Origin of the sequence: Lysinibacillus pakistanensis (assembly GCF_030123245.1) — a bacterium.
Classification (GTDB): domain Bacteria; phylum Bacillota; class Bacilli; order Bacillales_A; family Planococcaceae; genus Lysinibacillus; species Lysinibacillus pakistanensis.
On record NZ_CP126101.1, the window covers coordinates 3,033,202 to 3,046,523 of the forward strand.

11 protein-coding genes are annotated in these 13,322 nt (G+C 35.4%); all 11 read right to left on the reverse strand.

The annotated features are described in order from the left end of the window. Nucleotides 1–44: 44 nt before the first annotated feature. The gene (locus tag QNH24_RS15010; protein WP_283868377.1) at nucleotides 45–2,123 is read right to left on the reverse strand and encodes an ankyrin repeat domain-containing protein; all 2,079 of its coding nucleotides are present in this window, start codon (nucleotides 2,121–2,123) and stop codon (nucleotides 45–47) included. A 13-nt stretch (nucleotides 2,124–2,136) separates the two neighbouring features. Next, nucleotides 2,137–2,271 (reverse strand): hypothetical protein, encoded by a 135-nt coding sequence (locus tag QNH24_RS15015; protein WP_283868378.1) that lies wholly within the window; start codon nucleotides 2,269–2,271, stop codon nucleotides 2,137–2,139. A gap of 153 nt (nucleotides 2,272–2,424) precedes the next feature. After that, nucleotides 2,425–3,723 carry a DUF4179 domain-containing protein gene (locus QNH24_RS15020; protein WP_283868379.1) on the reverse strand — a complete coding sequence of 433 codons (1,299 nt, stop codon included), beginning with the start codon at nucleotides 3,721–3,723 and terminating at the stop codon, nucleotides 2,425–2,427. Further along, nucleotides 3,724–4,197, reverse strand: a complete 474-nt coding sequence (locus tag QNH24_RS15025) for a sigma-70 family RNA polymerase sigma factor (RefSeq protein WP_283868380.1) — start codon at nucleotides 4,195–4,197, stop codon at nucleotides 3,724–3,726. A 115-nt stretch (nucleotides 4,198–4,312) separates the two neighbouring features. Then, nucleotides 4,313–5,494, reverse strand: a complete 1,182-nt coding sequence (locus QNH24_RS15030) for an iron-containing alcohol dehydrogenase (RefSeq protein ID WP_283868381.1) — start codon at nucleotides 5,492–5,494, stop codon at nucleotides 4,313–4,315. Between the two features lie 17 nt (nucleotides 5,495–5,511). Further along, nucleotides 5,512–6,357: an AhlS family quorum-quenching N-acyl homoserine lactonase gene (ahlS, locus tag QNH24_RS15035; RefSeq protein ID WP_283868382.1), complete on the reverse strand. Its 846-nt coding sequence runs from the start codon at nucleotides 6,355–6,357 to the stop codon at nucleotides 5,512–5,514. Between the two features lie 21 nt (nucleotides 6,358–6,378). Continuing rightward, nucleotides 6,379–7,800: an aldehyde dehydrogenase family protein gene (locus QNH24_RS15040; RefSeq protein WP_283868383.1), complete on the reverse strand. Its 1,422-nt coding sequence runs from the start codon at nucleotides 7,798–7,800 to the stop codon at nucleotides 6,379–6,381. 104 nt (nucleotides 7,801–7,904) lie between these two features. Beyond that, nucleotides 7,905–8,900, reverse strand: coding sequence for a LacI family DNA-binding transcriptional regulator (locus QNH24_RS15045; protein ID WP_283868384.1), 996 nt, complete (start codon nucleotides 8,898–8,900; stop codon nucleotides 7,905–7,907). Between the two features lie 106 nt (nucleotides 8,901–9,006). Beyond that, on the reverse strand, nucleotides 9,007–10,227 hold the full coding sequence (locus QNH24_RS15050) for an RtcB family protein (RefSeq protein WP_283868385.1): 1,221 nt from the start codon (nucleotides 10,225–10,227) through the stop codon (nucleotides 9,007–9,009). A 103-nt stretch (nucleotides 10,228–10,330) separates the two neighbouring features. Further along, complete coding sequence (locus tag QNH24_RS15055; RefSeq protein WP_283868386.1) at nucleotides 10,331–12,181, reverse strand: dynamin family protein; 1,851 nt, start codon at nucleotides 12,179–12,181, stop codon at nucleotides 10,331–10,333. A 202-nt stretch (nucleotides 12,182–12,383) separates the two neighbouring features. Further along, nucleotides 12,384–13,265: a ribokinase gene (rbsK, locus tag QNH24_RS15060; protein ID WP_283868387.1), complete on the reverse strand. Its 882-nt coding sequence runs from the start codon at nucleotides 13,263–13,265 to the stop codon at nucleotides 12,384–12,386. Between the last annotated feature and the right edge of the window lie 57 nt (nucleotides 13,266–13,322).

The window sequence follows — 13,322 nt, forward strand, 5'->3', positions numbered from 1 at the left end:
TCTTAAAAACTTAGTAGCTTATTTTTTGCTAATTAAATTTCAGCTCAATTTTTTTCGTAATAATAATAAAAATTTCCATCCGCATATGAAAGAAACCCTATCTTTTCATTTGGTTTTAATAGTAATGTTTGTTCAGAACCCTTTAAATAGAAGATAGGGGCTTCTTCATTAACAAATGGTTTTCCTAAATTTTTATACCATTTTTCATTCAGATGTTTAGAATAAAAATCAAACGAAATAGATTCAATCGTATCGTCATCATAAAAGCAATATTCTGTCTCTATTTTTTTCCCCGTATTATCATTTAAGTAATAATAATTACAGGCTATAGTATTGTCAAAATATTTAAAACCTTTTTTATCTGGAGCACCTAATCGATTAACTACATCTTTTCTCGAAGAACCTAAGGTAATTCCATTTACTAAAAATACATTTTTTTGTTTATCGATCTTAATGATAAATTTATCCCGTTCAAATAATTCCACCAATGATTGGTTATGCTTTTCAGCAATCTCGACCGCTGACTCCCCGTTACTATTTACACTATTTAGATTTGGCTTATTTTTTATTAGTACCTCAACAGTATTTTTATCTCCATTCAATATAGCTAAATATAACGGTGTTTGACCTTGCTTATTAAGTCCATTTAGATCTGTTCCCTTTTTCATTAGCTCAGACAAGAAAGTCATATCACCTTTTTTATGATTAAGTAAAACATGGATAGCATTATTTCCATTTTCATCAACCTTATTGAGATTTAGTCCTTTATCTATAAATAGTTGAACAATATCTTTATTTTGAGTAAGAATAGCCGTTTCATATGTATTTTGGCCCGCTGCATTCTTTCTATTCAAATCAATGTCCAGGTTCACTAAGTCCTTTAATAATTCTGTATTGTTTAACTGATGTAATAGGGCTACTTGGACTATATTATTTCCCTCATTGTCCACTTCTTGAGGATTTACTTTAATTTCATTAACAAGATAGTCAATCATATCTCTGTTCCCTATTTTCATTGCATAGTATAGAACCGTGTGTCCTTGCTCATTTTTTACATTCATATCAACCCCAAATGGATGAAGCTCTTTTAGTATTTCATATTGGTTATTTATGACTGCAATATGTGCAAGTGTATTTTTTTCTTTACCAACCTTTATACTTCCTATTTCTTTATTCATTAATGACATAGCTATTTTTTTATTTGATAATTTTATAGCTTCACTTACAGAATTTTCACCGTCTTTATTAATAAAAGTAACTTTTGCACCGTTTTTAAGTAAAAATTCTATATTCTTTATATCTTCCATTTTAACGGCCTCAATTAAAGAGTTATTCTTATCTTTTAATAAAAGATAATTATCCCACGAAAATGTAAACTTGGTGATAAAGCCAAAAACCGCAATACCGATAAGCAATAAAAGACTTATAAACATCGAGCAATACATAATGACTTTCTTCATTTTTTTCTTATATATTTTATGCTGACGTTCTTTTTCTGCTAGTTCTTTCTTTTTATGATCTTCAATCTGTTTTTCATAGAATGTAATATTTTCATTTATTGTTTTATCATTTCTATAATTTGAAAGAACATGATCTTTTTCTCTTTTGCATCGTTTACAGGTTTTCATATCCTCCAAGTTAAGACGTCCACATATACATAACCATTTATCATTTATTATTTGTGAATAGTATTTTGCATCATTTCCTTCATGTGCTTTAACATAAGATAATTGCTTGGGGTTGTTAATTTCTTTTAGTTCTACTTCCTCTAGTTCAGTTTCCTTTTTAGACCATGTTGTTTCATCACTAAACAGTACTTTATGAATGACTATATCCATTTTCCTTGTATGACGAAAATTATCTAATGGAATTTTTTCCCCGTTATCAAAAGGCTGGTTGGGCTTTATTGATTCCGTTAACTGCTGTGTGTATTCAAAGCTATTTGATTCCATCCCTACTGGCTCGCCAAATTGATCATAACAATAGATAGTAGCTTTAAAGCCTTTTATACTTTTTTCTGAAATATTATTAAATCTAAATGAACAATAAACTTTTCCTGTTTTTTTACTTCTATATAACTGATACTCAAGCAATTCAACGGGACAATTTATATCAACTAACATTCTATTCCTCCTATTAATTCAGCAACTCAAATTCTTCTTCTTGAGGCTTATTAGTATCATTCGCCTTTTTTCCCCAGTACTTCATATCCTCTCTTTCTTCCTTTTGAGATAAACTAATTATACTTGTTAGTGGTAGTACCAGTTTCACCAGAATTCCCCCATATATTGAAAAATAATAAATATTATATACTAATCACCCATTATTTACTATATATTTCAGGAACCTTGATTGATTTTGATATAAAAAAGAAACGCTCAAAAATGAACGTTTCTCTCTTTTGAAAATATGGAAATATTACTCTTATTTCAAGGGTATATCTACTTTTTGTGTTCCCTCTAAATAGAGTTCATCTGTAATAAAAGAAAGACGAACTGGATTGGCAACTCCATTTAGATTCAATATTTCAATTTGCTCAGTCAGATAGTCATTATTACTATTTATATCTTCACTTTCTGCGTCTACATCATAATCATTTGCATCTGTTGCATTCCCATTAAATCCTTTTATATAACTTGAGGTTGGTATATTTAATGTCACCATTGGTTTTTCTACTTTAACTTGTAACCCTGGAATAGATGGCTTGGATACTACTTTGTTTTGATTAAAATCTACATCTATATAATCCTGTTCTTTTCGTACTATCAATACTTTGCCAATAGATAACGTTAACTTCTTGGGCTCTCTAAAGTAATTACTTTGCATATAGTACGTTGTTCCTTCATCCACTGATCCTGTAGCAACTGTACCTCTATCGATTGCAGACCATTCCTCCCCTTTTTCATCCAAAATACGTATATCATCGAAATCAACAATTTTTTCCTCATTATTGGGGTCAAGTGCGATTGTTACACCTGTACGAATTGGTGAAATAGAGACTGACTTTACCGTAATATTCTGTCCTTCGAAGCTCATTTTCTCATTCAATTCATAGATCTTTGCTTTCGCAATTCCTTTTTTAAGTGCAAATGGAAACGTAAATTCAGTTTGTTTTTCATCCGCAAATTGTATATATAATTCAAATTGGGCATTTTCATAATTTATTGGGTCAAAGAATGTGACAATCAGATTGTCTTCAATTTGAAAAACTTTTTCCTCACGATATCGGTGAAAATCTACTTGGGCATTTACTGCTTCACCGTTTAATCGAAGCTCTATTTTCTCAGTAACTGAATCACTAAGATCCATTGGTGAAGAAATTTTATAGGGTAAAATCATCCCTGTTTCATCGGCAATTACCCCCTGAAGTGTAAACGATAAGTCATTTTTGGTTTGGGTTTGCCCTAATTCCTCATAATAGTGATGATCAAGGATATCAGCAACACCTTTATCATACGTAATCATCTGAACAAGTGGTGCAAGACCTGGAATATTACTAACGACACTAGCAAAAGCGGGAGATAAACGGATAGTTCCCACAAAAATCATTAGAAGTGCACAGGTTAGAGCCATGCCTTTCCATATTTGCAGACGTTTGCGGTTTTCTTTTCGATAGCGACGGACACTTTCCATACGTGCCGCAGCTAGTTGATCATTTGGAACATGAATTTGTGCTAATTCCTGGACAAATGTATCATAGTCATACTTTTCTTCCTTCTTCATCTACAATTCCCCTTTCTCCTGAAAATAAAGTCTTAGCTTTTTTAATGCCGAATGCAATCTAGATTTTACAGTACCTTCTGGTATATTTTGAATGGCAGCAATATCTTGATTTCTATAGTCATGAAAATATTTTAGAAAAATAAGCTCCTGTTGCTCCTTTGGTAGTTTGGTAATGATATCCGTCATTTCAAAGCGGTCGTGGGTATGTACGTTTTCTTCAATCTCAATATCTTCCTGCAAATGAAATCGCATACTTTTATTACGCATATCATGACAAACATTTAGTAAAATTCGAACAAGCCATGTTCCAAAATAAGCTGATTCTTTTAATGTATGTTTCTTTTTTAAGCTTCGATAAGTAGCTTCTTGTACAGCCTCAATAGCATCATGCTCATTTTTTAAATAGGCAAAGGCCATACGATACATGGTCTGTTCATATTGTTTAAGTAAATATAAAAAAGCTTGTTCATCCATCTTTCTCACTCCTTACTACTAATTAGACTGTTGAAATGACTATATCGTTCATTTTAATTTTAGATTTCTTCATAAAAAAGAGAAACGTCAAAAATCAACGTTTCCCTTTTTTTCTTTATAATTGGTGAGGCTCTCGCATTTCTCCATCAAATGCAGCTAGATAAATCGTATAGATATCTTCTCGTTCTAGCAGCATCGGACTTCGTGCTAAGATTCTTGTTTGTTTTGTTGCATCGTCCGTTAATTGCTCTAAGGCATCTTCTGGTATATTAAACCCTTTTAAAGTAGAAGGAATATTTACATCTTGAACCAGTTGTTGTAATGCATCTACACATTTATAGGAAGCCTCTTCTTGCGATAAATAGGCAGATGAGATACCCATTGCATCTAAAATATCCTTCATACGTTTTTCACAGCTTTGACGAATATATCCCATGACATACGGTAAAAGCACTGCATTGGAGTCACCATGAGCTATATGGAATTGACCACCTAATGGATAGGCTAGAGCATGTACACCTGCTACTCCAGCATTGAAGAAGGCCAAGCCAGCTAAATAACTACCATAGCTCATATCTGAACGTGCCTGCCTATTTTGTCCTTCATGGACAGCCGTGCGAATGGAGCCACTAATTAAGCGAATTGCCTGTAGTGCAAGGGCATCGGTCACCTCATTGGCATTGATTGAAACATATGCCTCAATTGCATGTGTTAAGGCATCTACACCCGTTGCAGCCGTTACCTTAGGTGGTAATGAAATCGTAAGCTCTGGGTCTACGATGGCAATATCCGCCAATAAATAGTCATGTGTCACAACGTCTTTTGTTGTTTCAAGCGACAACACAGAAATATTTGTCACTTCTGAGCCTGTTCCAGATGTAGTTGGTATTAAAATTTTGGGTAATCCTTTTTGTTCAAGTGTTTTTGTACCTGTTAAATTTAAGTAATCTGCCACTTTTCCATCATGTACTGCTAAAACGGCAGCAAGCTTGGCTAAATCTAGAGCACTTCCGCCACCTAATCCGATGACTAGATCAAAGTGATGTTTCCTAGTAAAGGCAACTAGCTTTTCTCCAATAGCAAGCGGTGGCTCTGGGGCAATATCTGTATAAATCGTAGTCGCATATCCTTTTGCAAGCAAGGATTGTTCGATTTTATCTGTTAACCCTAGTTCTTTTAAAAATGGATCTGTGACAATTAAAATATTGGTAGCTTTAAATCTTTCTACTTCAGGTAGAAGCTGATGTAAACATCCCCAGCCTGTATAACTTACAGGAGTAAAGGTTAATTTATGCATAAATGATCTACTCCAATCTATTCATAGTGACCTTCCGTGGATTTTCTAAATGATTTAAACTGGACAGGATCATGGCCAAACCAAACCTGTGAATTCGTTTCATTAGCAAGTCGGCGAATTCGTTCAACGGTAGAATTATAGCCGACCGAATCATAAATAATTCCTGGTGGCTTTACCGGCGGACCAAAGCTTTCGGCTGTATAAATGGCATCTGAAGCTAAAATAATACCACCCGTTTCAGGCATATTAATATGAAGACCAAGCATGCCCCAAGCATGGCCACTGCCAAAATTCAATACTTGAATCCCTTCCGCAAGCTTCACGTTGTCCTCACTGCGTTTAATGAGGCGCCATTGTAGATTATTTTTAATCCACATATCAATGTCACCCCAAATATAGGCACCTTCTTTTACATTTCTTGCATAGGTTTGGAGTGTTCCATTGAATTCATCTTCCTGTACAATAATCGTCGCATTGGTAAATAGTTCTAAGCAACCTGCATGATCGAGATGCAAATGGGAAGCAACTACATATTTGATATCCTCAGGACGAACGTTTAATTCTTCTAAACGATGATGTAAATAGCATTCTTCTGGCATATTAATAGGGAATGCTTTTTGTGTAAATTCTCCCCAACGCCCTTCAGGTCCCATCGAGTTTGGATTACATGCAGTATCAAATAAAATTTTGCCCTCTGGATGATCAATTAACACTGTATATACTGGAAATTCTACAAATTCATTTGGCTGGTTTGGATGATCGATAGTTGCTGGATTATGCATAGCAATCATATAGTTTTTATCCATTCGCATCGTACCATTGTCCATTACATACAATTTTGGGTGTTGTTTGATGATGTTCATTTTTCCCATCTCCATTCATGATTAATTGTTATTCCAAATAATGAGCTTCATTTCTGTCATTTCCTCGCTTGCATACTTAATGCCCTCACGACCTGTGCCACTTTCTTTTACGCCACCATACGGCATATGATCTACACGATAGGTCGGCACGTCATTGATAAGGACACCCCCCACCTGTAATGCCTTAGAAGCCTTAAAAGCAGTCTCTATCGATGGTGTAAAAATACCTGCCTGTAAGCCATAATGAGAATCGTTAACAGCTTCTATTGCCTCTTCTATAGTAGACACTGAATTTACGATCACAACTGGTGCAAAAATTTCTTCACATGATACTCTGCTATGTGAGGATACGTTGGATAAAACAGTTGGCAGTAGAACATTATTTTCAATATGGCCACCAGTTATTATTTTTGCCCCTTCAGCAACCGCTTCTTTAATCCATTGAAGGGCCCGTTGTTGTTCAGTTTCTGAAATCATCATGGCTATATCCGTTGTTTGGTCAAGAGGATCACCTATAATAAGCTGTGCTACTTTTGCACTTAGCTTTTCTAAAAACGCTTGCAACATGCTTTCCATTACATATATCCGTTGTAATGAGATACATACCTGACCTTGATTTGAAAATGCCCCCATTACAATTCGGTCCATAATCTGATCAAGCTGAACCCCTTCGTCAACAATCACCCCTGCATTTGAGCCTAATTCTAATGTTACCTTTTTTAAACCAGCACGATTTCGTAATGAAATCCCTACAGCAGGACTTCCCGTAAACGTTATCATTTTTACATTTGGATGTGCTAAAAATACATCTCCTACTAATTTCCCTTGCCCAGTCACTAGATTAAAAGCGCCTGCTGGTAAATTAGTTTGTGCCAATAATTTTGCTAGAAAATGGGCAGATAAAGCTGTTTGAGTAGCTGGCTTTAACACAATCGTATTACCCGCAGCTAAAGCTGGACCCACCTTATGCGCTACGAGATTTTGTGGAAAGTTAAATGGTGTAATAGCTGCAATAACGCCTATTGGTTCTCGGATGGTATAAGCAAAGCGCCCTTCTCCATTTTTAGAAGCGTCCATCGGAATCATTTCGCCAGATAAACGTTTTGCTTCCTCTGCTGCAAATTTATAGGTTTCAATCGTACGATCAATTTCAGCATAGGCATACTTTAATGGCTTTGCTGATTCTAGTGAAATAATACTAGCTGCTTCCTCACGATTTTCCAAAAACAATCTAGATAGATGCTCTAAAATTTCTGCTCGTTGGAACGCAGTTAAGGCTGCCATTTCAGAGGCTGCTGCTTGTGCACTTTCAATGGCATACTGTACATCCTGTTCAGTTGCCATCGCAAACTGTGCAATTACCTCTTTCGAATAGGGGGCTTGAACCTCCATAAATTCGTCTGTCATTTGCCATTGTCCATTCATCCATAAGCCCCTTTTCAAGACTTCATCACTCCTTCCTTCATTATGGTTACGTATTCATTTCTGAATATAAAGAAATGAATACGTAACCATTTTTGGTGTAAAAAAAACAAACTGACATTTTATCAGTTTATTTTCTTACACGTTGTATTTCTTGGGAAAAGTTTAACAGATTCTGTTTGCTGTATGCAAGTACTTTTTTTCTCCATGACCTCAAATAATTTTTCAATTGCCATAAATCCAAGATTTTTTTCTGATTCTAAGCCTACCGTTGTTAAGGCAATAGAATGATGCTTACTAAGCTCGACATTATCTATACCTATTACGTTAAAATCCCCTGGTACCCTATAGCCTTGTGCTAAGCATAAATTTAATATTTCAATCGCTATAGCATCCGTCGCAGCACAAATAGCAGTTGGTCGCTTTGGAAGCTGCACAATCTCTTCAAAAACTCGTTCAATATCAATTTTATTGGTATTTGTAAAAAAAGACGGCATCGCTTTTGCATCAATCTGATGATCCTCTAAGGCCTTTTGAAAGCCCTTATACCTTCCATAAAAGGTACTCATTTCATGAGGGCCACCAATCCAACAAATATCTCGATGACCTAAAGATAAAATATGATTTGTCGCGATATATCCAGCTTCTACATTATTTATCTCTACAAAATGTCTATTTTCTTGATGCTTGCGATTAAACATAATAAAAGGTATGCCTAATTTTTCTAACTTAAAAAATAAAGGATCGGTATATAGCATAGATGATAAAATAATCGCATCTGCCTTCGTTTCTAAAACAGAATTATAAATCGTGTCTAAGTTATCCTCCGTTCCAAAATAAACATGAACTTTATAGCCCCGAGCATTGACATAGTTAACAATTGCTGTTGTTGTATCAACAAAAAAAGGATTGTGTAAAGGTCCTGAAATCAATGTAATTGTCCCTGTTTTTTGCTGAACAAGTGATCTCGCTATATCATTTGGAATATAGTTTAATTCTTCAATCGCCCTCATTACCTTTTCAATTGTTTTCGGCTTCACTAACTCAGGCGTATTTAATACTCTAGATACAGTTGTTTGAGAAACACCTGCATACTTTGCCACATCTTTTGAAGATACCAAAAAACCACCCATTTCATCTTTGTAAGCCTATTTTATACCATTACAGGGATAATGTTAATAGACAGTCATAGATGTATAATGAGTGATTTAACATTTTGAAAGGTATTTATTTTTTTCGATCATACGGCATTGCTGCTTCACTCGCTTTAAAATTATAAACAGGTTTAATAACTTTGATTATATCCACCGTTTCTTCAATAGCCGATGTAATCTCTATCATTGGCTTGTAGGCCATAGGAGCCTCATCTAATGTTTCCTCATTTACGGATGTTGTCCATATACCTTGCATTGTTTCTTTAAAATCAGCCATATTTAATGTCGCCTTAGCTGCTCGTCTAGAGTACATTCGCCCTGCTCCATGAGGTGCTGAGAAATTCCAATCCTCATTTCCTTTTCCCACACAAATCAGCGAGCCGTCTCTCATATTCATAGGAATGACTAATTTTTCTCCTTTATTGGCACGAACTGCTCCTTTTCGTAATGTCATGGTATCTGTATCAATATAGTTATGAATAGTATCAAAGGTTTCATTAAAATTCCAGCCCATATGCTGAGCTATTGTTTCAGCAATGATCCAACGATTCATTCGAGCATATTGCTGCGCGATTTTCATATCATGCATATAATCATGGAAATAATCGCCTTCTAAATAAGCTAAGTCTTTGGGAACTAAAGGGTTTTGTTCTTTGTAGGCCTTTATCATTGCTTGTATTTCTTTGTGTCGCCCCTGTGCTTTCAGCTCCTCAATCTTTACTGTTAAATCCTCTCGACGCAATGTTTCATAGGCTCTCTTTTGATGCCAGTTAGCTACTTTGGCGCCAACATATCGGGAGCCAGTATGAATTAATAAATAATGGACATCGTTTTCGTCTTTTGCCAATTCGATGAAATGATTTCCTCCACCAAGTGTACCTAATGATAGATTGGTATATTCATCCTTTATTCCGCTCGCCTTAAATTGATTTCCTTCAAATTCTATAAATTGGCGTGTAGGTGAAACTTCAGGATGAACGTCCTGCCCACTAGGTACATAATCTCTAATAGTTGCATCCAGCTTAGCAAAATCAATAGCTGATGCATCCAATTCCGCTACAAAAACACCGCAGCCAACATCAACACCGACAAGGTTAGGGACCACTCGATCTTGTAGCTGAATAGTTGTGCCAATCACACACCCCTTTCCTGCATGGTAATCTGGCATAATTCGTATTTTCGTGCCTGCCATAAAGGCCTGATCTGTTAATTCTTGAATTTGATCAATAGCTGATGGCAGTGCGGTTTTAGCATAAATTTTCGCTTCTGTAAAACGTCCGTTAACAGTAATCATAAAAATCCCTCCTCCCTAACTATACGGACAAATACCATCATTTGTTTCAAATGAAAAAATGTTCTAAAAGTTGACAATACTTTTAGAACATTTTTCTAGCATCTTACTCCTCATAATAAATATCTAATTTTTTCGGTATGTCTGGAATATCATTTGATTTTACATCTGTTTCTATTAAGCTTAATGCATAAATTGGATATTTATCTTGAACATCAAAAGGAATTGCAATGCTTTCCATCTTATTATTCATTTGGCTTCGTGCAAGAATACCATTATAAGATAAATCAATGTTCATAATACTATGGATTGTCTCTTTTAGCATTTCAAGGTCTTTTGCTTTAAGCGGCATTTGTCCATTTAATAAAAACGGCTGAATGTTTTCCTTAATATAGCCCTGTGCTTCGATTAAACAAGAAAATTCATTTAATTTATTGGCATATAATTTTAATTGGCGTTTTTCTTTTGAACGCTGTTGATTGAGCTCTTGTACCTTTTGCTCAATGCGTTGCAAACGTTTTTTCGTTAAATCCATTAGATAGCTTTGGATAGGATGAATAGCCTGAAGCATGATTGCCTCTGCTTCCTGTATTTTCTCAAACTGTTCAATACAAACAGCCTGCTGCTCATTTAGCTTATTCACACGTTCCTTGAAAAATTCATTTTGGGTATGCTGACCAAAAATTGCTTTCATTAATCCTTTTCCATGAATTTTTTTATGCTGTGCATCCAATCGATCATATTCACGATTATATTCGCTATACATATTGCGATATTCTCGTAACACTTGCTGATAATGTATGGCCTTTTCTGTAAAGCCTTCTACAATGTTGTCCTGCAAATAGTCATGCTGAGAAATAGTTTGTAATAGCTGATATAATGTCTGAACATTTTTAAATACATTGGCGACATCTTCATATTCTTGTTCATATTCTGTGACAATCGTTAAATCGCGTTGATAGCGAGAAAACTCATATTGAGTATCGCCTGCATATTTTTCAATGTTCTCAACGGCAGATTGGAATGGATCACGTTGAGGAATCACAGTTAATTCAAAGCGGAATCGTTCTAGCCATTGCAAAAAGCGAATTAAAATAGCATACGTTTTTTTATCACTATTTTCTGCAACTCGATGAATTTGTGTGATTAATTGCTCATATTGGCTCTTATGCCATAGCTCATCATTATTAGTTTGTTGAGCCTTCAGTGCATTTGTTGCTGAGATAGGAATAAAATCACTGACTAGATGACCAAGTCGTTCTCTCTCCGAAAGAATAAACCCCTCTGTTTCTTCATTCGAATCTATCCCATTTATCACACAATGTGGTTCAACACCTTTATTTTTTAAGGTCTCCATTAATAATATTTCCGCATCAATGGCCATAGAACCTGAGCGTAAAACCCAAAAAATTTCATCCACTCGATTAATTAATGACTCAGAGAAGTAAGCTCTTTCCCCACCGCCAGCTTCCAATGACACTGAATCAATAATTGTTACTGACTTTAATAAATCATTTTTTAGATAAACCTCCAAGTAATCTAAATGCTCCCGTAATATTTCCGATGCGAAAGTATCACCAGTTGTCAGTAATTCAAGCTTACTCATATCAAATATTGCCACAACACCATCCAAAAAATAGGCTCTTATTTCTTCATGTTCGCCATATCGCAAAAATGTATTTACGCCAGTTGGATGCTGTTCACTCACAGGTAAAACGTGACGTCCTAAAAGCCCGTTCACAAGTGTTGTTTTGCCAACACGCTCTTTTCCCACAATAAGAATCATCGTTTGATTATTGGCATCCTGTATAATTCGATTAAGATGCTTAGCTGTGTCTTTTACATATGTATTCTGTACGATGATGCCATGCAATTGTCTTAAACGATCAACAAGCTGTGGTAAAATATTATTTGCTGAGGCTGTATTTTCGATTGGCAGGTTGTCAATGTTTGTCATCCTCAAAACCTCTTTTCGTATGTATCTATAAGTCCATTATAAATGATACGAATCCTTTTCTAATACATAGTACTAAGAAATATTGACAAAAAAGGACAAAATACTTACATAGAGTCGTCAAAATTAGGAATTATATCATGCATATTTAATCATCTATTACGTATATTATTCCCTATTATTGAGAAAATAAATTTTATATCTATTATTCTTCTAATCCAGCCATACGTGCATATACCTCTCCAAGTGTTGGCATGCCAGCTTGAGCGCCAAATTTCTCTACGGATAAAGAGGCTGCAATGTTAGCAAAATATAGAGCCTGATCTAATGACTGACCTTCAACTAAAGCATAGGCAAGTGCTCCGTTAAACGTATCACCTGCACCTGTTGTATCTACCGCTTTTGTCATATAAGCTGGCACATGAATCTGATATTCCCCATCAAAATAACGAGCTCCGTCACTACCTAAGGTTATAATCGTTTTATTTGGATATTTTTTTAAAATAGTGTCAAAATCATCGCCAAAAATTTCTGCACATTCCGTTTCATTCGGTGTAATATACGAAATATCTTCCATCCATTGGACATCAAAATTAGCTGCTGGAGCAGGATTTAATAGCACAGGTATTTGGGCTTCTTTGCATAATTTTATGGCATAGGCAACAGTTTCCTTGGGAATTTCGAGCTGTATAATGACCATTTGACTTTGCTGAATAATTTCCCTTGCCGCTTCGACCTGAGCAGGCTTTAACTCATAATTTGCGCCAGGCACTACAATAATGCGGTTATCTTGATTATAGATTAATATATTTGCAATCCCAGTAGGCACTGCCGTACTTTTAATGGCCTTAGTTTGAATTGACTCTTGCGATAAAACCTTTCGTAGGGTATCACCAAAGCTATCATTGCCTACACAGCCAATCATTGAAACTTCGCTTCCAAGACGTGCAGCAGCAATTGCCTGATTGGCCCCCTTACCGCCTGGTGCCGTTTTAAACGCTGAACCAAAAATCGTTTCACCTTGCTTTGGAAAAGTATCCATTTGTACAACCAAATCCATATTAAGACTCCCAATAACTGTAATCATCTTTTTCACTACCTTTCATTGCTTATATTCTATCGAAAAAAACATGATAGGAACAAG